The organism is Caulobacter sp. GW821-FHT10A06, from assembly GCF_059415805.1.
Genome location: NZ_JBWKNY010000005.1, coordinates 347,691 through 372,276, shown reverse-complemented (window position 1 = coordinate 372,276; position 24,586 = coordinate 347,691). Strand labels below are relative to the sequence as shown.

Genomic DNA, 24,586 nt, shown 5'->3' with positions numbered 1-24,586 from the left:
GGTCCCCTCCTGCGCGGCCGGGTTCCTTCGGGGATCCGGCCCGTTTTTTATTTGGCGGCGCTAGCCGCGCGCAGGGCGATCTCTTCGCGCTTGGCCGCCAGGCTCTCGCGGGTGCGCTCGATGGCTTCGAGTTCGGCGGTCAGCAGCAGGTTCTCGATCAACCCGCCCAGGTGCGCCTGCATGGCGGCGCGGGCGGCCTTGGGGTCACGGGTGCGCAGGGCCTCGACGATCTCCTGGTGCTCGTCCTTCAGGGGGCGCTTGCGCACGTGCCGCGCCTTTTCCAGCATCTGCATGCACAGGCGCGAGCGGTAGCGCAGGTCCCAGGTGTTCTCGACGATCCGGGCCACGGCGACGTTGCGCGTGGCGGCGGCGATGGAGATGTGGAACTGGCGGTCGGCCAGCTCGGACTGCTCCTTGGTCGCCGCGTCGCTGTTCATCTCGACGACCAGAGTCTCCAGATAGGCCAGCTCCTCGTCGGTGATCAGGGTGGCGGCCAGGGCGGCGGCCTCGCCCTCGAACAGGCGGCGAGCCTCGGCCTGCTCGAAGGCGCCGATGTCCAGGTCCTTGGCCGGCGGCGGCGGCTGGTCCAGGCGGACATAGACGCCCGAGCCCTGGCGGGCCTCCAGCAGGCCCCGCATCTCCAGGGCGATGACGGCGCGGCGGACGGTGGGACGGCTGACCCCAAACTCGTCGGCTAGGTCGCGCTCGGACGGCAAACGATGGCCAGGCTGGAACGACCCGTCGGCGATCGACGCACTGATCGAGGCCGCCACCTGTTGATACAGCCGCGTGGAATCCGTGGACGGAGGGGTCGACATCGCAAACGCCGTGACAAGCGCCAAGAACGGCGCGTCCCACAGGACTAACGCCGGTTCGGCCGCCTCACAAGCGCCCGCGAGCAACTGGCCTTACCATGCACGCCGCTGAAAGACGGCGAGCGGCCGGAGGGTAAGGACTCCGGCCGCTATCGTCGTCCGCCCCGGGAGGAGGTCGGCGCAAGGTACGCAGCGCCTGTGGTCGACGAGCAAGGATCGAACGAAACGTCCGATCACGCCCGGTCAACTTAACGAAACTGGCCAATCCTGCAATCAAAAATGGCCTGACCAATTTGTTCGATTTGTACGACCAATTTGGTAGCGTTCTCAGATTCAGGCCGCCTGGCGCAGGTTCCACGGATGGGCCGGATAGAACTGGGCCATCATCCGGCTGACATAGTCGACGAGGCGCGGATAGCTTTCGGCCTCGCGGCGCAGGGGCGACTCGAAGAAGGGCGTCATGATCGCCGCCAGCATGGCGAAGGCCGTGGCGTCGACGCCGACCGGATGGCTGTCGCGCATCAGATAGGCCTTGTCCTCCAGGAGCTCGTCCAGCGAGCGCAGCGACAGGCTGCCCAGCCAGGTCACCTCTTCCCGCAGGTGCCGCCCCACGCCGACGGCGCGGACATTGGTCGCGATCGCCTCTAGCAGGCCGCGCCGCAGGTCGTCTCGGAGGTGCTCCGGCGCCTGGTCGAACCACCGGGCCGCGCCCTTGGCGAAATTGGCCTGATCCAGATGCCGGAAATAGGCCGACACCCAGCCCAGCTGGTTCTCGATCATCCGCTCGATCGCCCAGGCCTGGGCCCGCTCTTTCCCGGAGAGGCCCATGTCCAGATCGATGTCGTACTTCTGCTCGATATGGGCGCGGATGAAGGTGGAGTCGCCGATCGCCTGGGCGGCGTCCTCGATCCACGGCAGCTGGCCCTTGGGCGCGGTCTCGCGGCTGCCCTTGGTCTTGCGATAGTGAAGACCGGCCATCATCAGCTGGACCTCGGTCTTGGTCACATAGGGGCTGATCTCGGGCAGCCCGAACCCGGCTCCGGCGGCGAACAGCGTGATCATCGTCCCTCTCCGATCTCGAATGTCTTGGTGACGACTTGCTACCGCCAGGCTACTGCCAGCATGCTGTCAGTAGCGATCAGCGATATGTAAGGCCATGAGACGCGCCGAACGCCTTTTTCAGATCATCCAGATCCTGCGCCGCAGCCGCGCGCCGGTGACCGCTGACGCCATCGCCGCCGAGCTGGAGACCTCCAAGCGCAGCGTCTATCGCGACATCGCTGCCCTGGTCGGCCAGCGCGCGCCGATCCGTGGCGAGGCAGGGGTCGGCTACGTGCTGGAAGCCGGCTTCGACATGCCGCCCCTGATGCTGACCCCCGACGAGATCGAGGCGGCTGTGCTGGGCGCGCAGTGGGTGGCCGGGCGCGGCGACCCCGTCCTGGCCAAGGCCGCCAGCGACCTGATCAGCAAGATCGCCGCCGCCGTGCCCGACCGCCTGCGGCCCTATGTGCTGGAGCCGGCGGCGGCCGCCTCCCCCGCCTGGAAGCCGCAGACCGATCGCATCGACGTCGCCCAGGTTCGCGCCTGGATCCACGCCGGCCGCAAGATCCGCCTCGACTACAGCGACGAGGCCGGGACGATCAGCGCGCGGGTGATCTGGCCGGTCACGGTGGGCTATCGCGAGACGGTCCGCATGATCATCGCCTGGTGCGAACTGCGCGAGGCGTTCCGCACCTTCCGCACCGATCGCGTGGTCGGCGCGCAGTTCCTGGACGAGCGCCACGGCAAGCGTCCCGCTGTCCTGCGCGGCGAATGGGTCAAGTTCCGCGACGCCGAGATCGCCGCCTGGAAGCTGAAGGAAAAGGCCGACTGCTGACCGGCTTGCGCGACGGCCGCGCTCGGGAGCACTGTCCCCTCGGGAATTAGGGGACCTCCATGACATCGAAGATCTTTGCCTCGGCGGCGACGGCCGCTTTGCTGGCCTGTGCGACCGTTCACGCCGCCGAACCCGACTTCAGCGCCGAGCGCTTCCGCGCCCACGTCGCCTATCTGGCCGACGACCTGCTGGAAGGCCGCGAGGCCGGCACGCGCGGCCACGAGCTGGCCGCCAAGTACATCGCCACCCAGTTCGACCTGCTGGGCCTGAAGCCCGCCGGCGAGAACGGCGGCTGGTATCAGAGCGTCGGCCTGGTCGACACCTCGCTGGCCGGTGCGACGCCGACCCTGACCATCACCACCGCCAAGGGCGCCAAGACCTACGAGAACGCGACCCTGGCGGTGCTGCGCGGTCCTGCCGTCGGCGGCTCGGCCCAGGTCACAGCGGACACGGTGTTCGCGGGCTACGGCATGACCGACACGGTCGTGGGCATCGACGACTACAAGGGCCTGGACGTCAAAGGAAAGGTCGTCGTGGTGCTGCGCGGCGTGCCCAAGGGCATGAACAGCGAGATCGCCGCCCACCTCTCGACCCTGCAGGCCCGCTTCGCCGCCGAGCACGGCGCGGTCGGCATGATCCAGATCTATGACGCGGCCTCGTACAAGGCCTTCCCGTGGAAGGCCGTGCTGCAATACGCCAAGGAGCCGCGCACCACCTGGGCCGACAAGGACGGCAAGCCGTTCGACGACACCTACGGCCTGAAGGCCCGCGCCACGGTCGACCGCGAACCGGCCTACCAGCTGTTCGAGGGCGCCAAGGGGACCTTGGACAAGGCCCTGGCCGACGCCGACAAGGGCGTCCGCCCCAAGGGCTTCCCGCTGAAGGCCAAGGTCGAGCTGAAGGTCACGACCCAGCTGCGGCGCTACGCCAGCCCCGAGGTCATCGGCCTGATCGAAGGCTCCGATCCCAAGCTGAAGGACGAATACGTGGTCCTGATGGGCCACGCCGACCACCTGGGCATCCGCCCCGACAAGCCCGGCGACAACATCTACAACGGCGCGCTGGACAACGCGGCCGGCACGGCGACCCTGATCGAGGTGGCCCACGCTTTCGCGACCAGCGCCCCACCGCGCCGCTCGGTGCTGATCATCGCCAACACCGCCGAGGAGAAGGGCCTGCTGGGCGCGGAATTCTTCGCCCACCACCCGACCGTGCCGGCCGGCAAGATCATCGCCGGCGTCGACCTGGACGAGCCGATGATCACCTACGACTTCACCGACGTGGTGGCGTTCGGGGCCGATCACTCGACGCTGAGCGACTCGATCAAGCGGGCCGGCGCGACCATGGGCGTGACCCTGACGCCCGATCCGTCGCCGGAACAGGCGACCTTCGTCCGCTCGGACCACTATGCCCTGGTCAAGGTCGGCATCCCGGCGGTGATGATGGTCACCGGCTACCAGAACGGCGGCGAGAAGGCCTGGGCCGAGTACGAGGAAAAGCACTACCACCAGCCGTCCGACGACCTGTCGCAGACCATCCTGTGGAGCGCCGGCGCCAAGTTCGCCAAGCTGAACTACCTGATCTCGCGCGACCTGGCCGACGGCGACCAGGCCCCGCGCTGGTACGCCAAGGACTATTTCGGCGACGCCTTCGCGCCGAACGCCCCCAAGGCGCCGGCTCCGGCCAAATAGGCCCTCAGACCCCGTGGCGCTTGGCGAAGGCCTCGAAGAGGCCGGGCCAGGCCGCCACGGGCTTGTCCGGCGTGAAGCGCATGCCAAAGCCGTGGCCGCCTTCCTCGAAGATGTGCATCTCGGTTGGCACGGCCTTGGCCTTCAGGGCCGTGAACATCACCAGGGCGTTCTCGACCGGCACGGTCTTGTCGTCGGCGGCATGGATCACGATCACCGGCGAGAGGCCCTCGCGCACCTGCTTCTCGGGCGACAGCTCCAGGGCGCGCTCGGGCGTGTTGATCGCGGTCAGCAGCTGCTTGCGCGAGCCGGCGTGGGCGATGGCCGGGTCGGTGCTGATCACCGGATACATCAGCGCCGACAGGTTCGGCTTGGCCGACAGCTGGTCGGCGGCGTCGATCGGGCCGTAGGTCGCCGCGTCGTAGCGAACGGTCAGATTGGCCGCCAGGTGACCGCCGGCCGAGAAGCCCATGATCGCCACGCGGTCTGACGAGAAACCCATCTCGGCCGCCTTGGAGCGGATAATGCGAATGGCCCGCTGGGCGTCCTGCAGCGGGGCGTCGCCACCGGCCGTCCAGCCGTCGCCCGGCATGCGGTAGAACAGCACGAAGCAGGTGTAGCCTCGATCGTTCAGCCAGCGGGCGGTCTCGTAGCCTTCCTTGTCCAGCACCACGCGCTCGTAGCCGCCGCCCGGGATCAGCATGACCGCCGCGCCGTTCGGCTTCTTCGGACGGAAGACCACTAGGGTCGGCTTGCGGGTATGGGTCTGGGCGCGGTCGCGCGGACCGCCAGCCACGGTGCGGTCGATGATCGCCTCGACCGCCGTGACGCCCTCCCCGCCCGGCGCGCCGTTGGGCCACAGGGTGATGACCTCGGTCGGGTCGGCCAATGGGGTCGATTGCACGGGAGCGGCCTCCGCCTTGCGCGCCGCCAGGGATCCCAGGACGCCGGTGACGAAAGCCGCAAGGGCGCCGCGACGGTTCAGCATGGGATCAAAGCCTTCTGACGGGTGATTTGTCGGAGCAGACCCTAGAGGCAAGGAAACCGGTTTCCTAGTCCACTTTCCTAGCTCTGCACGAAGCGGAGGTGATGCAGAACGATGCCGCTGGTCGTGGCGACGTTCAGCGAGTCGAAGCCGTTCGCCATCGGGATGCCGACGGTCCGCGCCTTGGCCATCACCTCGGGCGTCAGGCCGGGTCCCTCCGCGCCGAGCAGCACGGCGGTGCGCGGCGCGGGCTTGAGATGAGCCAAGATCTCGGAGGCGGCGGGGCTGAGCGCCAGACCCTCGAAGCCGGTGACGGCCAGCAGCTCGGCGATGTCCTCGCCCCGCTCCAGGCGCGCGGTGGGCGCCGACAGCACCGCCCCGACCGAGACGCGGATGGCCTTGCGGTACAGCGGATCGCAGCAGTCGGCGTCCAGCACCACCGCATCGGCCCCGAAGGCGGCGGCGTTGCGATATATGCCGCCGATGTTGTCGTGGTTGGCGATGCCGCACAGCACCAGCACGACGGCCCGCTCTGGCAGGCCGGCCAGCAGGTCTCGCGCCGAAACCGGCTCCGGCTTCCGGCCCACCGCCAGCACGCCGCGATGCAGGTGGAACCCGGCGATGGCGTCCAGCACGGCCTGGTCGGCAAAATGGACGGGCGTCTCGTCGGGCAGAGCTTCGAACACCTCCACCAGCTTGTCCCGCCGCTTTGGGTCGATCAGCAGCGAGACCACTCGCTCGGGCGCGTCGCGGACAAAGGCCCGCAGCACCGTCTCGCCTTCGGCGATGAACAGGCCCTCGCGCCCGACCAGATCACGCTCCTTGATCGCCCGGAAAGGGGCGACGGCGGGATCGTCGGGATCGGTGACGACGCGATACTGGGGCAATGGATACCTCGGGGCTTAACGCACCCCTCGTATCGGCAGGATCGTCAGACCGCCAGCCAGGGCCAACCCGGCGGCCATCAGGAAGAACAGGTCGAAGTTCACGTGGCTGGGTCCCAGGCTCCAGACCGCCAAGGCCGGCGCCAGGGCCTGGGGCAGCGTGTTGGCCAGGTTGATGACCCCCAGGTCCTTGCCTGCATCCCGCTGCGAGGGCAGCACCTGAGTGACCAGGGCGATGTCGACGGCGCAGAAGCAGCCCGCTCCGCAGCCATAGACCACATAGGCCGCCAGCAGCACCGTCCAGTCCGAGGTCAGCGAGAACACGATCATCGAGGCGGCGATGGTCAGGGCCGCGCCGAAGGCGAACAGCTTGCGCCGCCGCAAGCGGTCCGACAGCACACCGCCGGCCATGGCGCAGATGACGTTGAAGACGGTCGAGACGGTGGCCAGGATCGCCAGCCCCTCTTCGGAGCGATGCCCCGGAAACAGGCGTGGATAGTCCACCACGTCCTGCAGGAAGTAGAGCATGTAGCTCTGCACCAGGCTCAGCGCGACCAGCACCATGAACCGTCCGGCCCAGGCGAAGGCGAAGTCGGGGTGCTTGCGCGGGCTGACCCAAAGGCCCGCGATGAACTCGCGCAGATGGAACGGCGGCACGTCTTCCTTGGCCAGTGGCGGATCCTTCAGGCGCAGGACGAACGGCGCCAGGCCCAGCAGCAAGGCGATGGAGATGGCGGCATAGCGCTGCCACTCGACGACCAGCAGTCCGCCGATCATCACCGCGCCGAACGCTGTGCCGATCGGGTTTCCCAGGCTGAGGAACGCCGCGACCATGCCCTTCTGGTTGTCGGGCACCCGGTCGGGCATCACCGCCACCAGGGCCGAGAAACACAGGTTGAAGGTCAGCTGGAACAGGATCACGCCGCCGATCAGGGCCAGCGGCGTCTTGGCGTTCATGATCGCCAGATAGGCCAGCGAGGCCCCGATCGCGCCGACCACCATCCAGGGGCGACGACGGCCGAAGCGCGAGGTGGTGCGATCGCTGATCGCTCCGGCCAGCAGGTTGGCGATGCTGGCGACCAGAGCGCCCCAGAAGGCGACCTGGCTGAGCACCACCGCCTTGGACGCCGCGTCGATCGACTCGGCCTTCAGGGGCAGCAGCACCTGCAAAAGCGGCTGGAAGGATACGAAGGCGCCGACCTGCGCGAGGGTGTACGCGGCGATGAAATTCGCCCGCACCGGCTCTTTTGGCCGGGCTCCGTCGTCAGGCGCCATCTCTCCTCCCCTGCACGGTCTAGCGCCGCGTCTTGGGCACACTGACCGCCTCCCCCTTACGGCACAAGGGGTCGCGTACGGTAAAGCAGGGAGTTTCCTTCTGTCGCCGAGACGCTCTAGTCTGAGCAAATGGGCGTGAATCTCAATGTAGTCGGGGCGAGCTGATGGCTTCGGTGACGATCTACGACGTCGCCGCGAAGGCGGGCGTCTCGATCAAGACCGTTTCGCGGGTGATGAACAAGGAGCCGAACGTTCGGCCCGCCATGCGCGATCGTGTGCTCGAGGCGGCCGGTGAGCTCGGCTACAGCCCGAATCTGTCGGCGCGCAGCCTGGCCGGATCCCGCTCGTTTGTGATCGCCGTGTTCGTCGACGCGGCCCTGACCATCGACCACTGGCAGAGCGAGCGCGGCGCCGACTACCTGTCGCGCATCCAGCTGGGCGCGACCCTGGTCTGCCGCGACCAGGGTTATCACCTGCTGATCGAGCTGATCGACAACGACGGCCCGAACGTCCGCCAGGACGTGGCCGCCTTCCTGGCCGCCCTGAAGCCGGACGGCGTGATCCTGACCCCGCCCTCTTCCGACAATCCCGGCGTGCTGGAGACCCTGGACAAGGCCGGCACGCCCTACGTCCGCGTCGGTCCGGAAAAGGCCGAGGGCCTGGGCCCGCGCGTGCACATGGACGACATCGCCGCGGCCCGCGAGATGACCGAGCATCTGGCCGCTCTTGGCCACAAGCGCATCGGCTTCATCGTCGGCGAGCCGCGCTATGGCGCCAGCCAGGCGCGGCGTGAGGGTTATCTGGAAGCCATGAAGGCACGCGGCCTGCCCGTGGCCGACAGTTGGGTGCGCCAGGGCGACTTCACCTTCCAGTCGGGCCTGGAGCAGGCCAAGGCGCTGCTGGCCCTGCCCGACCGCCCGACGGCGATCTTCGCGTCGAACGATGACATGGCCCTGGGCTGCATCGCCGCGATCGCGGAAGCCGGACTGATGATCCCCGGCGATGTCTCGGTGGCGGGCTTCGACGACAGCCCCAGCTCACGCTTCAGCCGGCCGCAGCTGACCACCGTGCGTCAGCCGGTGGCGGAAATGTCCTCGGAGGCGGCCAAACTGCTGATCGGCCGGGCCAAGAGCAGCGAACCGCCCGAGCGGCCGGTCGACATGCTCCTGCCGTTCGAACTGATCCACCGCGCCTCGACGGCCCCGCCGCCGAAGTAGCCGCCCTTAGCGACCCGGACGGGCGAAGGCGGCGACGCGAGCGCGGGCGGCGTGGACCGGATTTTCGGCCGGCTGTTCGCGTTGGGTCGGCTGGAAGCTTTGCGGACGACCGCCACCCAGGCGGAAAGCCCCGACGCGGTTCGACAGGTCGGCGGCCTCGACACGCAGGGCGTGGGTGGCTTCGGTCGATTGCGAGACCATGGCGGCGTTGCGCTGGGTCACCTGGTCCAGCTGGTTCACGGCCGAATTGACCTGGCCCAGGGCCGTGGCCTGCTCGCTGGCCGAGGCGGCGATGGCGTTGACCAGTTCGTCGATGCCGCCGACCTTCTCGTGGATGCCCCGCAGGGCCTCGCCGGTCTGGCCGACCAGCTCGACGCCTTCGCTGACCTGACGGCTGCTTTCGGTGATCAGCGACTTGATCTCGCTGGCCGCCTGCGACGAGCGCTGGGCCAGCGCCCGCACTTCCTGCGCCACGACGGCGAAGCCCTTGCCGCTGTCGCCGGCCCGGGCGGCTTCGACCCCGGCGTTCAGGGCTAGCAGGTTGGTCTGGAAGGCGATCTCGTCGATCATGCCCAGGATCTGGTTCACCTGCTGCGACTGGGCTTCGATCTTGGTCATGGCCTGGGCGGCGCGGGTGACGATCTGGCCCGAACGCTCGGCCTCGGTCGAGGCTTCGGCGACGCGCGAGGAAACCTCGCGGGCGCTCTGGGCGGTCTTGCCGACGGCGCCGGTCAGCTCTTCGACGGCGGCGGCCGTCTGCTCCAGCGTGGCGGCCTGCTGCTCGGTGCGCTGCGACAGGTCCTCGGCGCTGCGGGCGATGTCGTCCGCGCCCGAGCGGATACCGCCGGCCGAGTGCTCGACCGAACGCATGGCCTCGGCCAGGGCGCCGGCGGCTTGTTCGAAGTCGATCTTCAGGCTTTGGAATTCGGGGGCCAGGTCGCCCTCGACCCGGGCGGTCAGGTCGCCGGCGGCCAGGCGCGACAGGGCCTCGCCCACGGCCTTTACGGCCTGGGCCTGACGGGCCTCGGCGGCTTCGCGCTCGGCCTCCAGGGCGTCGCGCTCTTCCTGCAGCAGCGACAGATAGCTGGAGATGGCCAGTTCCATGTCCAGGAACACGGCCTTGTTCAGAGCGGCCAGGCCATCGGCCAGCTCGCCGTCCGACTTGGCGGCGTTGCTGAACATGCCCTTGGCGCGCTTGGCGATGACGGCGCGGATCAGCTCTTCGGCCACCAGGGCGTAGCCGCCGATGTACCATTGCGGCTGCAGGTCGGCGTCGACGTGGGCCCGACCGATGCGCTCGACGTCACGGACATAGGTCTCGCCGTAGTCGGCCTGGGCGATCCGACGCCAGTGGGCGGCCTGGGCGCGCTCGGCGCCGGCCATGTGGGCGTCGTCGCGGAACTTGCCGCGGGTCTCGGGGAAGACGCGGACCTGATTGTAGAACTTGCCTAGCGCGCCCGCGATCTCGGCGTCGATCACCGGCTTTATCGCGCGAAGGGCCGAACGCGAGCGTTCGTCGAAGCGCATGAAAGCCATACGCTGGTCCAGCTTCGCGTTCGCGCTCATGCGTTACTCCGACTCGAGGGTAAGGTTTCGTTGACCATGTCAGTGACGGGAATCCGTTAACCAACATTGAAGTTCGGCGCGATGCGCCCCGTGGCCGCACCGGGCTTGAGGACGCCGTCAAAAACCGGGCGCTGTCTGCTCTTCGTCACGATATCGCCTTAAGCAGCAACAAGCTGCGCCTTGGCGCGTTTTGGACTTGTCAGGTCCACGGCAGGGCTTGGATATAACCAGGAAACGATCCTCAAGGACTTCATGGCGCTTCCGGCGGACTTCACCTTGACCGAACAGGACGGCCGCACGGCGGCGGTGCTGTCGGGGGACTGGACCGCGCGAGGTCTGTTCGACGCCGGGCTTCGGCTGGACGACGCCCTGTCGGGCGCGCGTGCGCTGGATCTGGACCTGACCGGCGTCAATCGCTGCGACACTGCCGGCGCCTACGCCATCCTGCGCGCCGCGGGGGATCGCCTGAAGACCGAACAGGTCCAGGCGCGTCGCGAAGTGCTTCGCCTGCTGGAGCTGGTCGGCGCCGCCATCCAGGTCGAGCCCGAACCCACTGTCCGCTCCGGCGGCTTCCACGCCTTGCTGGAACGGATCGGCAAGGGCGTATTCGGCCTGTTCGGCGACGCCTACGGAACCATGGTGTTCCTGGGCCACCTGCTGGTCGCCGTGGGACGCTGCATCGCCGATCCGCGCCGCATCCGCTGGGCCCCGACCATCGCCCTGTGCGAGCGCGCGGGCCTGGACGCCATGCCGATCGTGGCGGTGACGACCTTCTTCATCGGCGCGGTGGTGGCCCTCTTGGGCGCCAACATGCTGACCGACTTCGGGGCCCAGGTGTATTCGGTCGAGCTGATCGGCATCTCGGTCATGCGCGAGTTCAACATCCTGATCACCGCCATCCTGCTGGCCGGCCGCTCTGCCTCCAGCTTCGCGGCCGAGATCGGCTCGATGAAGATGAACCAGGAGATCGACGCCATGCAGGTCATGGGCGTGGATCCCTACGAGGCGCTGGTGCTGCCGCGCTTCGCCGCCCTGCTCTTCACGATCCCGCTGCTGGTCTTCGTGGCGACAATCGCCGGCCTGGCCGGCGGCATCCTGGTCGTCTGGGCCGTGCTGGACCTGTCGCCGACCTTCTTCCTGCAGCGGATCATCGACTTCGTCGGGGCTACGCACTTCTGGATCGGCATGTCCAAGGCGCCGGTGATGGCCGCCGTGATCGCGGCGATCGGCTGCCGTCAGGGCATGGAGGTCGGCAACGACATCGAGTCACTGGGCCGGCGCGTGACGGCGGCCGTGGTGCACGCCATCTTCGCCATCATCCTGATCGATGCGATCTTCGCCCTGGTCTACATGGAGCTGGACATATGACCGGCCCCGCCGTGATCCCGCCCGCAATCGAGACGGCCGACACCGAGAAGTATCCGATCGAGGTGCAGGGCCTGGTCTCGTGCTTCGGCGACAACACCGTCCATGACGGCCTGGACCTGAAGGTCGAGCGCGGCGAGGTGCTGGGCGTGGTGGGCGGCTCGGGCACCGGCAAGTCGGTGCTGCTGAACACCATCATCGGCCTGAAGGTCCCCGACGGCGGCACGGTGCGCCTGTTTGGCGGCGACATGCGCGTGGCCTCGCGCCGGCGGTGGTCGTCGGTCGAGCGGCGCTGGGGCGTGCTGTTCCAGCAGGGCGCGCTGTTCTCGAACCTGACCGTGCGCGAGAACGTCTCCGCGCCGCTCCACGAACACACCAAGCTGCCGCGTCGCGAAATCGAAGAGATCGCCGATCTCAAGATCGCCATGGTCGGCCTGCCCGCCCGCGCCGCGCTGCTCAAGCCCGCAGAACTGTCGGGCGGCATGCGCAAGCGCGCCGGCCTGGCCCGCGCCCTGGCGATGGACCCCGAGCTGCTGTTCCTGGACGAGCCCACCGCCGGCCTGGACCCCATCGGCGCCGAGGCCTTCGACTCCCTGATCAAGGACCTGTCCGACAGCCTTGACCTGACCGTCTTCATGATCACCCACGACCTGGACAGCCTCTACGCGATCACCGACCGCGTGGCGGTGCTGGCCGACAAACATGTGGTGGCCGTGGCGCCCGTGCGCGAGCTCGAGCGTTCGGAACATCCCTGGATCAAACAGTACTTCCTGGGCCCCCGGGGACGCGCCGCAGCGACCTCCGAGGATCCGGCCGAGGCGAGGACCGACTTCTGATGGAAAGAAACGCCAACTACGCCCTGGTCGGGGCCATATCCCTGGCCCTGTTCATGGGGCTGGTGATCTTCGTGGTGTGGCTGGCCAAGGTCAGCTTCAGCAAGGACTACGACCTGTACGACATCCTGTTCATCGGTCCGGTGCGCGGTCTGTCCACGGGCGGCGAAGTGCACTTCAACGGCATCAAGGTCGGTGAAGTCAGCCGCATCGAGCTGGACAAGACCGATCCCAACCGCGTCATCGCCCGCGTGCGCATGACCTCGGACGTGCCGGTCAAGGTCGACAGCTACGCCACGCTGGAGCCGCAGGGCATCACAGGCGTCAACTACGTCCAGATCACCGCCGGCTCGCCCAACAAGGAGCTGCTGAAGGACACTGTCAAGAACGGCAAGGTCCCGGTCCTGCGCAGCCAGCGCAGCGCCCTCTCCGACCTCTTGGAAGGCGGCGGCACGGTGCTGACCCGCACCATCGAGGCGCTGGACCGCGTCAATCGCGTGCTGTCCGACCAGAACATCAAGACCTTCAGCGCCTCGCTCAGCGACGTCCAGGCGGTCACCGCCGAGCTGCGCGAGCGCAAGGAGATCATCGCCGACGCCCAGAAGGCGCTTCAGAGCATCGATGCGACCGCCCAGTCGATCACCGAGCTTTCCAAGAGCGCCAACGGCCTGGTCGATGGCGACGGCAAGCGCACCCTGAAGGAGCTGGGCGACGCCGCCGCCGAGCTGAAGGCCGCCGCCAAGGACGCCCGCGGCATGGTCGGCAAGCTGGAAGGCCCGACCACCGACTTCGCCACCACCGGCCTGCCGCAGCTGTCGTCAGCCATCGTCACCCTGCAGTCGGCCGCCGAGTCGCTGGACCGCCTGGTCGCCGACGTCGAACAGAACCCTCGAGGCTTGGTCGGCAAGGCGCCCGCCAAGGAAATGGAGGTCAAGCCGTGAGCCCGATGATCCGCAACACCGCACGCGCTCTGGCCGCCGCCGCGCTCGTGGTCAGCCTCTCCGGCTGCATCAGCGTCTTCCCCAAGGCCAAGCCGGCCAGCCTCTATCGCTTCGGCGAGGCCGAGGTCAGCGTGCCTAAGGGCCCGCCCGGCGCGATGTTCGGGGTGCTGAAGACGCCCTCGTCCTTCACCCGCGCCGCCGCCGGCGACCGCATCCTGACCAGCACCAATGGCGAGGTGGCCTATATCGCCGACGCCCGCTGGGTCTCGCCGGCCTTCGTGCTGTTCGAGGAAGCCACCGCCCGCGCCTTCGAGAACGACCCCGGCCGCGCCCGCCTGATCGGTCGCGGCGAGGTGGCCAAGGCCGACATGATGCTGCGGCTGGAAGTCCGCACTTTCGAGGCCGACTACGTCAACGGACCCAAGGCCGCGCCGGAGGTAGTCGTGCGCGTGCGCGGCGTGCTGAACCGCAGCCAGGACCGCGCCCTGGTCGGCGACCAGATCTTCGAAGCCCGCGTGAAGGCCGCCGACAACCGCGTCGGCGCGATCGTCCCGGCCTTCGACCAGGCGACGGCCAAGGTGCTGGGCGATGTGGTGGCCTGGGTCAACGCCTCGGGCACCGGCCTGAAGTAGCTAGAGCGCGTCCAGCGGTTCGGTCACCGGGCCGTAGCCGGCGTTTTCCTGGATCCGCAGGACCGGACCGTCGATCCACGGCTCGACGGTGACCAGCTCACGCGCTACCGCCCGCGCCACGGCGTCGGCGGGATCGGCGCTTTCGGCCAGCAGTTGCAGGTTCATGCGCGTGGGGAAGATCACCTTGCGCTGGCCCGAGGCCGCCAGCTCCAGGGCCAGACCCGGCGCGATCCACTCGGCGTCGACCGCCTCGTGGCCGTCGCAGATCGCCTGCTGGGCCAACGGCGCGTGGGCGACGTAGAACCAGGTGTCGAACCGCTTGGGCATCAGCTTGGGCGTGATCCAACGGGCGAAGACGGTCAGGGCCGACAGGTCCAGCTTCAGCCCCAGGTCCTCGACCACGTCGATGAAGGCGACCTTGTCCTGCGCCACCGCGTCCCGGATGTCCTTGGCCGCCTCGCCGGCATAGAAGGCGCCGTCCTTGTCGCGGGCCAGCAGGACGCCGGCCTCCTCATAGGCTTCGCGGATGGCGGCGATGCGCAGGGCCACGCCGTCGCCCCCTACCTCGTCGAAGCCGATCGCCAGGTCCCGCCAGCGCGGGTCGCTGTCGCCGCCGTGGCTCTTGCCACCCGGAAACACCAGGGCTCCGGCCGCGAAGTCGATCTGGTGGTGCCGCTTGACCATCAGCACCTCGAACGAAGGCGCGTCTCGAAGCAGCAGGACGGTGGCGGCGGGACGGATCGCGCCCGGCGGTGAGTCAGACATGGCGGGAAGTCTGGCGCCGCTGCGTGCGCTTGCCCAGACCCCTTTCGAACAGCCGTTTAAGCCGTGCCCTGGTCCTTGCGGGCGATGCGCCGCTTGTTGCTGCTGCGGTCCATGCGCTCCAGCAGGTACTCGTTGTCCTCGCGCGAAACCGTGTGCGACGAGGTCAGGAAGCGCTGGATCATGTGTTCCTGGAAGCGCTCACGATCGTTGGCGCCACCGTCGAACTCCAGGCCGTGGAAGGCGTCGACGCCCGCGCGGAACGCCGCATAGAGACGCGGCGGCAGGCCGGCGCGCTCGCAGATCGCCTTCAGGCCCAGGGGGCCAGCGTCGTGGATCATCAGCCAGGTGCGGTGGTGCGGCACCCCGGACAGCTCGGCGACGGCCCACTCGAAGAAGGTCATGTGGCCATGGGCCAGGGCGCGCAGGATCAGTGACGGCGACAGTCGGCCGACCCGTTGCAGATGGGCGACGAAGGCCTTGGGATCGGCGGCGCGTCCGGCCTGGTCCACCAGGTCGATCGTGGCTCGCTCCTTGGCGCCGACGATCAGCTCCATGGTCAATTCGGCCGACAGGGCGTGGCTGGCCAGGATGTGGTCGCGCAGCTGGTCGCCGACCATCTCGATCAGGCGTTCGGTCACCGCCAGCGGCAGGGCCGTGCGATAGGCCACCGCCTGCAGCACGGTCTCGGACTTGGCGAAGCGGTCCAGGGCCTTTTGCAGCGCCACTTCCGAGAAGCGGGCGTTGTCGTTGGCGACGGCCGTGGCGACCACGTCCTCATTGCCCTGCTCGACCAGCATCGAGGTGATCTTGGCCGACAGCTTCGGACGCTTGGCCACCGCCATCTGGCGCACCGGCCCGCCCACGCGGACGATCTCGGCCAGATCGGTGTCGGTGAACACCGGCGAAAAGCTGATGATCGGCAGGCTGACGCTCTCGACGTCGCGCGCCAGGCGGTTGGCGACATCGGCCGGCAGGGCCTGGGAATTCTTGAGCGTGACCGCCATGGCCCGGCGGACCAGCTCGGCGGCGTCGGCGGCCATCACCCGCAGAATGTCGTGGGCGACCTGACGCTCGTCGTCGGTCATGACCGAGCGATCGATGCTCCGGCACAGCTTGTGCGCCGCCAAGGCGCGCTCGTCAGGCGTCGCGCCCTTCACGAGCATGCGGATGTCGGAGTCGGTGAGTGCAGCGCGTGTCGTGGCCATGGTTCGCCTGCCGGGAGCTATGCTTGGAGTCGCATGGTGGGCGGTTAGGCTTAATGATTGTTTGCGTTAGGAAGCTGTGGATTAACGATGTCCCGTAACCGGGTACAAACCACGCTGCCCTAAGGTTCGCGCTCAACGAAGAGGAACGCGAACTTGCTCACCGAGCGCCGCCTGAAAACCAGTCCGATGGACGGCGCCCGACTGGCCAAGGCCCTGGACGCCCAGGCCGCGCTTTTGCCTTATGCGCTGGGGGTTTTCGCGGTCAGCCTGCCCCTGTTCGTGTGGGTCGGATCGTTCGCCGTCAACCGCGCCTGGATGACCGCCAGCTTCGCCATCTTCGCGATCAACTGGGGCGCTTTCTACGCCGTCGTGAACTGGCTGCGCGACGATGCGTCGCAAGATCTTAACCGTCGCGCCCGGATCCAGGTGCTGTGCGGCGTGCTGTGGGCGCTCTGCGTCGTGCAGATCTCCGCCTTCGCCGAAGGCGCAGGCCCCGCCCGCGAAACTCTTTTGATGCTGGCCACGGCCGGCGCGGTGCTGTGCACCTTCTTTGCCGCGTCCTACTTGCCCGCCCTGTTGATCATCGCGCCGCTGGCCGCCGCCGGTCCGCTGATCGCCCAGTTCTCGCACCCGGACGGCCGCCAGGCCGGCGAGCTGACCTGGGGCGCGGTGGCTCTGGCCCTGACCCTGGGCATGATCCTGAACCGCATGTTCCGCCGCCAGCACGACCTGGCCGTCTCGCACGAGGAACTGGTCGACGAACGCCTGCGGGTGCTGGAAGCCGCCGAACGCACCGCCCGCAGCAAGTCCGACATCGTCGCCACCCTCAGCCACGAGATCCGCAATGGCCTGACCGGCGTCACCCACGTGCTGGCCGCCGCCGCCGGCAAGGGCGGCCGCGCCGCGCCGTCGCGCGAACAGCTGAACGCCGCCCTCGACGCGGCCCAGGACCTGATCTCGGTGCTGAACGCCACGCTCGACAGCGAGACCGCCGAATCCGGCCGCCTGAACGTCGAGACCCAGCCGTTCGATCCCGTCCGCCTGGTCCAGGACCTGGTCCTGCTGGACAAGCCCCACGCGGCGACCAAGGGGCTGGAGCTGTCCGTCCACATCGATCCGCTGCTGCGCGGTCGCGACAAGGGCGCCGCCGTCGCCGACGCCCTGCGCACCCGCCAGATCATCGCCAACATCCTGGGCAACGCGGTCAAATACACCGTGCGGGGCCGTATCGAGGTCCGTGTCGAGCTGCGCGACGGTTTGGTCGCGGTCGAGGTCGCCGACACCGGTCCTGGCCTGACCCCCGAGGAAATGGAGCACGCCTTCGAGCCCTTCCGCCGCGTCGAGCGCACCGGCGCCGGCGTCAACGGCGCGGGCCTGGGCCTGTCGCTGTCGCGCCAGCTGGCGCGGCTGATGGGCGGCGCCCTGGAGGCCCGCAGCGCCGTCGGCGTTGGCAGCTGCTTCACCCTGACCCTGCCCTTCGACGCCGTCGCCGAGTGCGAACTGGAGCAAGAGCTGGACACGGGACCCACGGAAGCGCCGGGAACCCAGCGCATGATGCGCGTGCTGATCGCCGAGGACGACGCCCTGAACGCGGCCATGCTGCGCGCCATCCTGGAGCAGCTGGGCCACCAGGTCGTCCATGCCCAGAATGGCCGCCGCGCCGCCGACCTGGCCAAGATCGCCGAGTTCGACCTGTTGATGCTGGACCACCGCATGCCGGTGCTGGACGGCCCGGGCGCGGCCGCCTCGCTGCGCGGCGCTGAAGGCCCCAATCGCCAGACGCCGATCATAGCGGTCATCGAAGGCGACGGCGAGGAGGCCTCGGAATTCCTCGACGCTGGCGCCGACATCGTGCTGCGCAAACCCGTCAGCGTGGCCGCCGTGGCCCGCGCCCTGGCCGACGCCTCGGCCCTGGACCGCAACGCCGCCAAGTCGGAAGCCGCGTAAGCCGTTTGACTTCAGGCGTTCGAAGGCGAGAATGGCGCATGTTTTCGCGCCCGACCTTCCGGCGTTTTCGCCATCACGGCGGTAGCCTGCTCGCAGGCTCCTAGCCCCGAACCGTCCGCGCGCCTGTCGCGGGCGTTCGGGGCGAACATCACGCATTCCGCCGCCTAACAACGCGCCCTTCCGCGCGCCCCATCACATCATCGCTGGGAGCTTTCCATGCTCGCGCAAGCGGACGCCGTCGTGCGTCCACACCTCATCATGGCCGAAACCGAGGCCGAACAACTGTCGACCCTGGCCCTGCAGATGGAGCACGCCGCTCCGCTGGCGGCCGACCTGCTGCTGCGCGAGATCGACCGCGCCGAGGTCCGCCCCGACGCCGACATGCCCGACCATGTCGTGCGCATGCGCTCGACCGTGCGGTTCGAGGACGACGCCCATGGCGCGGCCCGTTCGGTGTTGCTGGTCTATCCCAAGGAGGCCGATATCGAGGCCGGCAAGATCTCGGTGCTGTCCCTGGTCGGCGCGGGCCTGATCGGCCTGTCGGTGGGCCAGTCGATCCAATGGCCCGATCGCGACGGCCACGAGCGGGCGCTGCGCATCCTCAAGGTCGAGCCGCCCGGCCGCCTGGTCTTCTAGAGCCGCCACGGAGGGCTTGCCGCCGGGTAAGCCTTTCCCCTTCCCTCGCCCTCCCGCACACTCCTCCCAACGATAAAAGGGAGAGAGCGATGCTGGAGGGACTGCGGGTCGTCGAGCTGGCGACCTATATCGCCGCCCCCGGCGCGGCGGGGATCATGGCTGACTGGGGCGCCGAGGTGATCAAGGTCGAGTCCCCCGAGGGCGACCCGATGCGGCGCTTCTTCGACACCATCGGCTCGGACCAGGACGCCAACCCGATCTTCGAGCTCGACAACCGGGGCAAGAAGGCGGTGGTGCTGGACATCCGCAGCGACCTGGGACGCGACGCCCTGAAGGCGCTGGCGGCGACCGCCGACATCTTCCTGACCAATGTCCGCCCCGCCGCCCTGGCCCGCGCCGGCGTCGACTACGAGACCCTGAAGGCGATCAATCCGCGCCTGATCTATTGCAGCCTGACGGGTTATGGCCTGACCGGTCCCGACCGCGACAAGCCGGGCATGGACGTGGCCGCCTTCTGGTCGCGGGCCGGGGTCGGGTCGATCACCGCGCCGAAGGGGACCGAGCCCTTCCCGATCCGCACCGGCATGGGCGATCACGTCACGTCGCTCGCCACGGTGTCGGCGATCCTCGCGGCGGTCCACGAGCGCACCAACACCGGCGTCGGCCGGCTGGTCGAGACCTCGCTGCTGCGCACCGGGGTCTATGCGATCGGCTCGGACATGGCGATCCAGCTGCGCTTCGGGAAGCTGGCCTCCACGCGTGGACGGCGCGAGGCGCTGCAGCCGCTGGCCAACTTCTACAAGACCGCCGACGGCCGCTGGATCTGCCTGCTGCCGCGTCAGGGCTCGGTGGACTGGCCCCGCATCGCCGCCGCCGCCGGCCGGCCCGAGCTGGTCGACGACCCGCGCTTCGCCTCTGCCAAGACCCGCCGCGAGAACGGCCAGGCGCTGGTCGACATCCTGGATGAAGCCTTCGGGGCCATGGCCTATGACGACGCCGCCGAAGCCCTGGACGCCGGCGACATCACCTGGGCGCCCTACCAGACCCCGCGCGAGCTGGCGGTCGACGCCCAGGCCGAGGCGGCGGGCTGTTTCGTGGATACGCCCGACGGCGCGGGCGGGACCTTCAAGGCCCCGGCGGCCCCTGCCCGCTTCCCGGGATCAGAGGACGGCCCGCGCGGCCCGGCGCCGAAGCTGGGCGCGGATACGGAGGCGGTGTTCAGGGAATTGGGTTGGTCGGAGGATCAGGTGGCGGCTCTGACGGCCGTCAGCGCTTGATCTTCTCATTGGCGTCGGACAGGACGCGCAGCATCTCGGCCGAGAACATCGAGCTGGCCAGGCGCTGACCGCCGCCCATGCTGGCGCTGTCGGACGAGCCGCTGAACGGATTGCCCACGTCCTGCGAGCCGCGCAGGATCAGGTCGACCATCGCCTCCTGCTGGCGGATGCGCTCCAGGCGACGGCCGCTGGCATATTGCATGAAGCCTTGATCGGCCTGGACCGCCGGAGCCTGGGCGGGACCCATGTCGACGCGAGTCGCGCCGCCGGTCTTGGTCAGGTTGGCATAGACCTCGCCCACCGTGGCGGCGCGGCCGTCCTTGTAGAAGATCGAGCGGTTGGCCTGGGCCGCGTCCGGGAACATCGCCGCGGCGCTGGCGCCGGGCGAGGCGGTGGCGGCCTGGATCAGGCGGGCCGAGCCCGACGGACCCAGGAAGTGGGCTGCGTACAGTTCGCCGGCCGTGGGGTCGCGCCCCACCCGACCGCGCAGATACGAGGCGTGGTCGCTGGCCAGCTCGCCGGCCATCAGCGAGGCGGCGTGCGGATCGGTCTTCAGGCCCAGCACGGCCTTGCGGGCCTCGTCGCCGTCGACGCGGAAGCGGCCGTCACTGCCCTGGCTGATCAGGTCGGCGTAGCGGGCATAGCCGTACTTGGCGCCGTGCTTCTTCAGCGTGGACAGCCAGGTCTGGTCGACGAACTGGAACAGGCCCGAGGCCGACGAGGTCCGCGCCTTGGCGGCGGGGTTGAAGCCGCTCTCGCGCTTGGCCGTGCCCATCAAGAACGTGAAGTCGACCCCGGTCGCGCTGGAAGCGCGCTGGATCGCCGACTCGACGACGCTGCGGATGGAACTGACGGCGGGCATGGGCCTCAGGAGTCGGCGACTATGGTTAATTCGCGATTAACCACGTTCCGAGTCTCGCGTCCGGAGACGAGATGCCGCACCCATTCTTACAGACGTAAGACAAATCGTCATGCGGATTACGAATGTCAATTTACAGACCGAAGCGTTCGTGCTGACCTGATCCTACAGATGTAATTTAAGCGTAGGAGATCGACATGAACCTGGCTCTCCACCCCAGTGGCTCCGGCATTCCCGGCCTGGACGCCCCGCCGCGCAAGCCCTCGAAGGTGCTGCTGATCGGCCTGGCCGTCTCCGGCGCGCTGCACATGGGGCTGATCGGTTATCTGGCCTATCAGAAGTGGGTCTCGCCGCTGCCGCCGATGGTCGACGACCCTGGCATCATCATCGAGCCCACCCCGTTGACGCCGAAGCCGCCGCCTCCTCCCCCGCCGAGCAACACGCGTCCGCCGCCGTCGAACCCGATCAAGATCCATCCGCCGGTGACGACGCCGATCACCCCGCCGGACATCCTGCCGGTGAAGACCCTGGACGTGCCCGATGGCCCCGCCGTCAGCGGTCCGCCGACGTTCACGGCCGATCCGCCCGCGCCTCCGGCCCCGCCGTCGCCACCGGCCAAGGTCATCACCCGCGCCAACTGGCTGCGACTGCCCTCGGCCGACGACATGGCGCGCTACTATCCGGAAAGCGCCCAGCGGCGCGGCCTGTCGGGCTCGGCCACGCTGAACTGCGTGGTGGCGATCAACGGCACGGTCCGCGACTGCTCGGTGCTGTCGGAGACTCCGATCGACGAAGGCTTCGGCGCCGCGGCCATCAAGGTCTCGCGCTTCTTCAAGATGAAGCCGCAGACCGAGAACGGCGAGGCCGTGGACGGCGCCACCGTCCGCATCCCGATCCGCTTCAACGCCGGCGCCTGATACGCCCTCGCGTCTCCTTGAAGCGGAGGGGGCCGGATCGCTTCCGTATCGGCGATCCGGCCCTTTTCTCTAGTAGCTCTTTGGCAAGCCGAGCACGCGCTCGGAGATGAAGTTCAGGATCATCTCGCGGCTGACCGGCGCGATGCGGGCGATCATCGCCTCGCGGAAGTAGCGCTCGACGTCGTATTCCTTGGCGTAGCCCATGCCGCCATGGGCCAGGACCGCGTTCTCGCAGGCGTGGAAGCCCGCCTCGGCGCCCAGGTACTTGGCGGCATTGGCCTCGGCCCCGCAGTCCTTGCCCTGGTCGTAGAGCGCGGCGGCCTTGAAGGCGAGCAGGTTGGCGGCCTCCAGCTCGGCCCACGACTTGGCCAGCGGATGGGCCACGCCCTGGTTCTGGCCGATCGGTCGGCCAAACACGATCCGCTCGTTGGCGTAGGTGGTCGCCTTGGCCAGGGCCGCGCGGCCCAGGCCGATGGCCTCGACGGCGAACAGCACCCGCTCGGGGTTCAGGCCGTGCAGCAGATAGGCGAAGCCCTTGTTCTCCTCCCCGACCAGATCCTCGGCGGGGACGAACAGGTCCTCGATGAAGAGCATGTTACATTCGACGGCCTTGCGGCCCATCTTCGGGATCGGCTTGGCCTCGATCTTCTCGGCGTCGGTGTAGAACAGCGACAGGCCCTGGTGCGGCTTGGCGCACTGGTCCTTGGGCGTCGTGCGGGCGATGATCAGGATCTTGTTGGCGCGCTGGGCGCCGGTGGTCCAGATCTTCCGGCCGTTCAGGCGATAGCCGCCGTCGACCTTCTCGGCCCGCGTCTCCAGGCTGGAGGTGTCCAGGCCCGAGTTCGGCTCGGTCACCGCGAAGCACATCTTGTCCTCGCCCGAGATGATCCGGGGCAGCAGGCGCTCGCGCTGTTCGTCGGTGCCGAACTTCACCAGCGGCATCGGGCCGAAGATGTTGAGGTGGATGGCCGAGGCGCCGGAGAAGCCCGCGCCCGACTGGGCCACGGTCTGCATCATCACGGCCGCTTCCGTCAGGCCCAGGCCCGCGCCGCCGACGCTCTCGGGCATCGCGACGCCCAGCCAGCCGCCCTCGGCGATGGCGGCCACGAATTCCTCAGGGAATATTCCGGTCTCGTCAGTGCGGCGCCAGTACTCATCATCGAAGGCCGCGCACACCTTGGCGACGCCTTCGCGGATGGCTTCCTGCTCTTCGGTCAACCAGAATCCGGACATCCGGCCCTACTCCCCTGCGTTGGTTAGACCCCTGACTTCTCGAAACGGCGCGCGTCCATGGCGGCGGCGTCCGGGCTCGGGTGATCGCCATTCAGATACGCCGCGACCATGTCGGCCACAAGCGGCGCCAGCAGCCAGCCGTTGCGCCGCGCGCCGACGGCCAGCATGACACCGGGCGCCTTGCTCCAGCCGACCAGCGGCAGGCCGTCGGGCGTCGTCACCCGCACCCCAACCTCGACACTCGCCGCATCCAGATCCAGGTCCGGCCGCAGCGCCCAGGCGGCGGCGCGCAGGGCTTGGGTCGCCGAGGCGTCGGGATCTAGGTCGTCGCGGCCGGCTTCCATGGTGGCGCCGACAGCCAGGGTGGCGCCGGGCGCGAGATAGACTCCCTCGCCGCGCACGACCATGTCGCCTTCACTCGCCGAGGTCCGCAGAAGCTGCCCCTTGATCGGCGCCAGGGCGGCAGTCTCCGGCGCCAGTTGGCCGTCCCGCGCGCCGGGACCGGTGGCCAGCACCAGGATGTCGAAGGCCTCGACGCGGCCGTCGGTCAGCCGCAGCGCGCCGGGGGTGAAGTCTTCGACCGCCACGGCCTCGAACCGCACGCCCGCCGCCTCGGCCGCCGCCCGCAGCGCCGCCAGCGCCGGCCGGGCTTCGATGCGCCAGTCCTCGGGAATGGTCTCGTCGGCCGGCAGGCCCAGGTCGAGCAGCTTCTGCCCCACCTGCTCGCGCCAGGTTTCCGAGCCCTCGATTCGCACGCCGGCGCGGTGAATCTCGATCCCCAGCCCCTCGGCGAAGGCCGGCCACAGGTCCCGAGCGCGCCGCATCAGGACCAAATGATCGCGCGAAGCGGGGTCGAAAAGCGCCTCGCTAACCGGCGCCAGCATGCCCGCCGCCACGCCCGAGGCGTTGTCGCCCGGCGCCACCGGATCGAAGACGGTGACCTGAAAACCGGCCCGCGCCAGGCGCAAAGCCGCCGCGGATCCCAGCGCCCCGGCCCCAGCCACGGCGATACGCACGCCCGATTGAACTGTCATGGCGCGCAGACACCTCCGGAGGGCGCCGACGTCAAGTCCGGAACGACCACGTCTATCCTTCGGCTATTCATCATTAACGATAGTAAATCGAGCGCGACACTTTGGCGCGAAGACCCGTTCCGTGCACGTCCGGACGTGACGATGCAGCCAAGCTGTGTCTATACCCGTTAATATTGGCATGATGGCCGTTACCTGCGGCGCAATTGGAATAGAGGCGGATGAACGATCGACCCGCAGTCGAACCAGCCCACCCCGTGGATTTGTATGTGGGCGCCCGGCTGAGAATCCGCCGCAAGATGATGGGTCTGTCGCAGACCCAGGTCGCTGACGCCCTGGGCATCACTTTCCAGCAGATCCAGAAGTACGAGCGCGGCGCTAACCGCATCAGCGCCAGCAAGCTGTACGACGCCGCCAAGCTGCTGCAGGCCCCGGTGTCCTACTTCTTCGAGGGCCTGGACGAGACCGACGGCGGCATCGACGATGGCTTCGCCCAGCGCATGACCGAGTTCGTCTCCACGCCCGAAGGCCTGGAACTGGCCAGCCTGTTCCCCCGCCTGGCCGATCGCCGCCTGCGTCGCCGCGTGGTCGACCTGGTCCGCGCCATGGTGGACGACGAGGCTCCGTAAGCTTCCCAGC

23 protein-coding genes are annotated in these 24,586 nt (G+C 68.7%); 12 read left to right on the top strand and 11 right to left on the bottom strand.

The features are described from left to right. Positions 1 to 47: 47 nt before the first annotated feature. Together AC07NF_RS16530 and AC07NF_RS16525 are read right to left on the bottom strand one after the other, a co-directional pair. Positions 48 to 818, bottom strand: coding sequence for a FadR/GntR family transcriptional regulator (locus AC07NF_RS16530; protein ID WP_494628916.1), 771 nt, complete (start codon positions 816 to 818; stop codon positions 48 to 50). A gap of 330 nt (positions 819 to 1,148) precedes the next feature. Further along, positions 1,149 to 1,877 carry a glutathione S-transferase family protein gene (locus AC07NF_RS16525; RefSeq protein WP_494628917.1) on the bottom strand — a complete coding sequence of 243 codons (729 nt, stop codon included), beginning with the start codon at positions 1,875 to 1,877 and terminating at the stop codon, positions 1,149 to 1,151. Between the two features lie 94 nt (positions 1,878 to 1,971). On the opposite strand from AC07NF_RS16525, the gene AC07NF_RS16520 reads away from it, so the two are divergent. Both AC07NF_RS16520 and AC07NF_RS16515 read left to right on the top strand, forming a co-directional pair. Beyond that, positions 1,972 to 2,691, top strand: a complete 720-nt coding sequence (locus AC07NF_RS16520) for a helix-turn-helix transcriptional regulator (protein WP_492812525.1) — start codon at positions 1,972 to 1,974, stop codon at positions 2,689 to 2,691. A 59-nt stretch (positions 2,692 to 2,750) separates the two neighbouring features. Continuing rightward, positions 2,751 to 4,382, top strand: a complete 1,632-nt coding sequence (locus tag AC07NF_RS16515) for a M28 family metallopeptidase (RefSeq protein ID WP_494628918.1) — start codon at positions 2,751 to 2,753, stop codon at positions 4,380 to 4,382. A 4-nt stretch (positions 4,383 to 4,386) separates the two neighbouring features. Here AC07NF_RS16515 and AC07NF_RS16510 read toward each other — a convergent pair whose 3' ends face one another. The 3 genes from AC07NF_RS16510 to AC07NF_RS16500 all read right to left on the bottom strand — a co-directional run bounded on the left by AC07NF_RS16510 (position 4,387) and on the right by AC07NF_RS16500 (position 7,523). Continuing rightward, complete coding sequence (locus tag AC07NF_RS16510) at positions 4,387 to 5,367, bottom strand: alpha/beta hydrolase (RefSeq protein ID WP_494628919.1); 981 nt, start codon at positions 5,365 to 5,367, stop codon at positions 4,387 to 4,389. Between the two features lie 77 nt (positions 5,368 to 5,444). Continuing rightward, positions 5,445 to 6,251: a TrmH family RNA methyltransferase gene (locus tag AC07NF_RS16505; protein WP_494628920.1), complete on the bottom strand. Its 807-nt coding sequence runs from the start codon at positions 6,249 to 6,251 to the stop codon at positions 5,445 to 5,447. A 15-nt stretch (positions 6,252 to 6,266) separates the two neighbouring features. After that, positions 6,267 to 7,523 carry an MFS transporter gene (locus AC07NF_RS16500; protein ID WP_492812531.1) on the bottom strand — a complete coding sequence of 419 codons (1,257 nt, stop codon included), beginning with the start codon at positions 7,521 to 7,523 and terminating at the stop codon, positions 6,267 to 6,269. A 164-nt stretch (positions 7,524 to 7,687) separates the two neighbouring features. Between AC07NF_RS16500 and AC07NF_RS16495 the strand changes: the two genes are divergently transcribed. After that, positions 7,688 to 8,740: a LacI family DNA-binding transcriptional regulator gene (locus AC07NF_RS16495; RefSeq protein ID WP_494628921.1), complete on the top strand. Its 1,053-nt coding sequence runs from the start codon at positions 7,688 to 7,690 to the stop codon at positions 8,738 to 8,740. Positions 8,741 to 8,746: 6 nt separating this feature from the next. On the opposite strand, the gene AC07NF_RS16490 is transcribed toward AC07NF_RS16495, so the two are convergent. After that, positions 8,747 to 10,306, bottom strand: coding sequence for a methyl-accepting chemotaxis protein (locus tag AC07NF_RS16490; protein WP_494628922.1), 1,560 nt, complete (start codon positions 10,304 to 10,306; stop codon positions 8,747 to 8,749). A gap of 252 nt (positions 10,307 to 10,558) precedes the next feature. Between AC07NF_RS16490 and AC07NF_RS16485 the strand changes: the two genes are divergently transcribed. The 4 genes from AC07NF_RS16485 to AC07NF_RS16470 are packed head-to-tail and all read left to right on the top strand — an operon-like array spanning position 10,559 to position 14,077. Then, complete coding sequence (locus AC07NF_RS16485) at positions 10,559 to 11,674, top strand: ABC transporter permease (RefSeq protein ID WP_494628923.1); 1,116 nt, start codon at positions 10,559 to 10,561, stop codon at positions 11,672 to 11,674. Further along, entirely contained in the window at positions 11,671 to 12,507 is an 837-nt protein-coding gene (locus AC07NF_RS16480) for an ABC transporter ATP-binding protein (RefSeq protein ID WP_492812539.1), read from the top strand. The genes AC07NF_RS16485 and AC07NF_RS16480 overlap by 4 nt, the downstream gene beginning before the upstream one ends. After that, positions 12,507 to 13,445, top strand: coding sequence for an MlaD family protein (locus AC07NF_RS16475; protein ID WP_494628924.1), 939 nt, complete (start codon positions 12,507 to 12,509; stop codon positions 13,443 to 13,445). Before AC07NF_RS16480 ends, AC07NF_RS16475 begins: the two co-directional genes overlap by 1 nt. Positions 13,446 to 13,450: 5 nt before the next feature. Then, complete coding sequence (locus tag AC07NF_RS16470) at positions 13,451 to 14,077, top strand: ABC-type transport auxiliary lipoprotein family protein (protein ID WP_494629430.1); 627 nt, start codon at positions 13,451 to 13,453, stop codon at positions 14,075 to 14,077. Here the strand turns inward: AC07NF_RS16470 and AC07NF_RS16465 are convergent, their stop codons facing one another. Both AC07NF_RS16465 and spbR read right to left on the bottom strand, forming a co-directional pair. Next, positions 14,078 to 14,842 (bottom strand): NUDIX hydrolase, encoded by a 765-nt coding sequence (locus tag AC07NF_RS16465; protein WP_494628925.1) that lies wholly within the window; start codon positions 14,840 to 14,842, stop codon positions 14,078 to 14,080. It lies immediately after the preceding gene. A gap of 56 nt (positions 14,843 to 14,898) precedes the next feature. Further along, positions 14,899 to 16,047 (bottom strand): pole-localized protein SpbR, encoded by a 1,149-nt coding sequence (spbR, locus tag AC07NF_RS16460; RefSeq protein ID WP_494628926.1) that lies wholly within the window; start codon positions 16,045 to 16,047, stop codon positions 14,899 to 14,901. 153 nt (positions 16,048 to 16,200) lie between these two features. On the opposite strand from spbR, the gene AC07NF_RS16455 reads away from it, so the two are divergent. The 3 genes from AC07NF_RS16455 to AC07NF_RS16445 all read left to right on the top strand — a co-directional run bounded on the left by AC07NF_RS16455 (position 16,201) and on the right by AC07NF_RS16445 (position 19,907). Then, entirely contained in the window at positions 16,201 to 17,994 is a 1,794-nt protein-coding gene (locus tag AC07NF_RS16455) for a hybrid sensor histidine kinase/response regulator (protein ID WP_494628927.1), read from the top strand. A 216-nt stretch (positions 17,995 to 18,210) separates the two neighbouring features. Beyond that, entirely contained in the window at positions 18,211 to 18,630 is a 420-nt protein-coding gene (gene rnk, locus AC07NF_RS16450; protein WP_494628928.1) for a nucleoside diphosphate kinase regulator, read from the top strand. A gap of 89 nt (positions 18,631 to 18,719) precedes the next feature. Beyond that, positions 18,720 to 19,907: a CaiB/BaiF CoA transferase family protein gene (locus AC07NF_RS16445; RefSeq protein ID WP_494628929.1), complete on the top strand. Its 1,188-nt coding sequence runs from the start codon at positions 18,720 to 18,722 to the stop codon at positions 19,905 to 19,907. Here the strand turns inward: AC07NF_RS16445 and AC07NF_RS16440 are convergent. Further along, entirely contained in the window at positions 19,897 to 20,769 is an 873-nt protein-coding gene (locus AC07NF_RS16440) for a transglycosylase SLT domain-containing protein (RefSeq protein ID WP_494628930.1), read from the bottom strand. The genes AC07NF_RS16445 and AC07NF_RS16440 overlap by 11 nt on opposite strands. 194 nt (positions 20,770 to 20,963) lie before the next feature. Here AC07NF_RS16440 and AC07NF_RS16435 point away from each other — a divergent pair, with 194 nt between their 5' ends. Further along, positions 20,964 to 21,683, top strand: a complete 720-nt coding sequence (locus tag AC07NF_RS16435; protein WP_494628931.1) for an energy transducer TonB family protein — start codon at positions 20,964 to 20,966, stop codon at positions 21,681 to 21,683. A 69-nt stretch (positions 21,684 to 21,752) separates the two neighbouring features. Here the strand turns inward: AC07NF_RS16435 and AC07NF_RS16430 are convergent, their stop codons facing one another. Beyond that, positions 21,753 to 22,916, bottom strand: a complete 1,164-nt coding sequence (locus AC07NF_RS16430) for an acyl-CoA dehydrogenase family protein (RefSeq protein ID WP_494628932.1) — start codon at positions 22,914 to 22,916, stop codon at positions 21,753 to 21,755. Positions 22,917 to 22,939: 23 nt separating this feature from the next. Beyond that, the gene (locus AC07NF_RS16425; RefSeq protein ID WP_494628933.1) at positions 22,940 to 23,950 is read right to left on the bottom strand and encodes an NAD(P)/FAD-dependent oxidoreductase; all 1,011 of its coding nucleotides are present in this window, start codon (positions 23,948 to 23,950) and stop codon (positions 22,940 to 22,942) included. 218 nt (positions 23,951 to 24,168) lie between these two features. Between AC07NF_RS16425 and AC07NF_RS16420 the strand changes: the two genes are divergently transcribed. Beyond that, positions 24,169 to 24,576 carry a helix-turn-helix domain-containing protein gene (locus AC07NF_RS16420; RefSeq protein ID WP_291872646.1) on the top strand — a complete coding sequence of 136 codons (408 nt, stop codon included), beginning with the start codon at positions 24,169 to 24,171 and terminating at the stop codon, positions 24,574 to 24,576. The last annotated feature ends 10 nt before the right edge of the window (positions 24,577 to 24,586 follow it).

Excerpts from the sequence above, each read along its gene's own strand:
- AC07NF_RS16530 (WP_494628916.1), bottom strand. The coding sequence starts at position 818 with ATGTCGACCCCTCCGTCCACGGATTCCACGCGGCTGTATCAACAGGTG.
- AC07NF_RS16525 (WP_494628917.1), bottom strand. The coding sequence starts at position 1,877 with ATGATCACGCTGTTCGCCGCCGGAGCCGGGTTCGGGCTGCCCGAGATC.
- AC07NF_RS16520 (WP_492812525.1), top strand. The coding sequence starts at position 1,972 with ATGAGACGCGCCGAACGCCTTTTTCAGATCATCCAGATCCTGCGCCGC.
- AC07NF_RS16515 (WP_494628918.1), top strand. The coding sequence starts at position 2,751 with ATGACATCGAAGATCTTTGCCTCGGCGGCGACGGCCGCTTTGCTGGCC.
- AC07NF_RS16510 (WP_494628919.1), bottom strand. The coding sequence starts at position 5,367 with ATGCTGAACCGTCGCGGCGCCCTTGCGGCTTTCGTCACCGGCGTCCTG.
- AC07NF_RS16500 (WP_492812531.1), bottom strand. The coding sequence starts at position 7,523 with ATGGCGCCTGACGACGGAGCCCGGCCAAAAGAGCCGGTGCGGGCGAAT.
- AC07NF_RS16495 (WP_494628921.1), top strand. The coding sequence starts at position 7,688 with ATGGCTTCGGTGACGATCTACGACGTCGCCGCGAAGGCGGGCGTCTCG.
- AC07NF_RS16490 (WP_494628922.1), bottom strand. The coding sequence starts at position 10,306 with ATGAGCGCGAACGCGAAGCTGGACCAGCGTATGGCTTTCATGCGCTTC.
- AC07NF_RS16485 (WP_494628923.1), top strand. The coding sequence starts at position 10,559 with ATGGCGCTTCCGGCGGACTTCACCTTGACCGAACAGGACGGCCGCACG.
- AC07NF_RS16480 (WP_492812539.1), top strand. The coding sequence starts at position 11,671 with ATGACCGGCCCCGCCGTGATCCCGCCCGCAATCGAGACGGCCGACACC.
- AC07NF_RS16475 (WP_494628924.1), top strand. The coding sequence starts at position 12,507 with ATGGAAAGAAACGCCAACTACGCCCTGGTCGGGGCCATATCCCTGGCC.
- AC07NF_RS16470 (WP_494629430.1), top strand. The coding sequence starts at position 13,451 with ATGATCCGCAACACCGCACGCGCTCTGGCCGCCGCCGCGCTCGTGGTC.
- AC07NF_RS16465 (WP_494628925.1), bottom strand. The coding sequence starts at position 14,842 with ATGTCTGACTCACCGCCGGGCGCGATCCGTCCCGCCGCCACCGTCCTG.
- spbR (WP_494628926.1), bottom strand. The coding sequence starts at position 16,047 with ATGGCCACGACACGCGCTGCACTCACCGACTCCGACATCCGCATGCTC.
- rnk (WP_494628928.1), top strand. The coding sequence starts at position 18,211 with ATGCTCGCGCAAGCGGACGCCGTCGTGCGTCCACACCTCATCATGGCC.
- AC07NF_RS16445 (WP_494628929.1), top strand. The coding sequence starts at position 18,720 with ATGCTGGAGGGACTGCGGGTCGTCGAGCTGGCGACCTATATCGCCGCC.
- AC07NF_RS16440 (WP_494628930.1), bottom strand. The coding sequence starts at position 20,769 with ATGCCCGCCGTCAGTTCCATCCGCAGCGTCGTCGAGTCGGCGATCCAG.
- AC07NF_RS16435 (WP_494628931.1), top strand. The coding sequence starts at position 20,964 with ATGAACCTGGCTCTCCACCCCAGTGGCTCCGGCATTCCCGGCCTGGAC.
- AC07NF_RS16430 (WP_494628932.1), bottom strand. The coding sequence starts at position 22,916 with ATGTCCGGATTCTGGTTGACCGAAGAGCAGGAAGCCATCCGCGAAGGC.
- AC07NF_RS16425 (WP_494628933.1), bottom strand. The coding sequence starts at position 23,950 with ATGACAGTTCAATCGGGCGTGCGTATCGCCGTGGCTGGGGCCGGGGCG.
- AC07NF_RS16420 (WP_291872646.1), top strand. The coding sequence starts at position 24,169 with ATGAACGATCGACCCGCAGTCGAACCAGCCCACCCCGTGGATTTGTAT.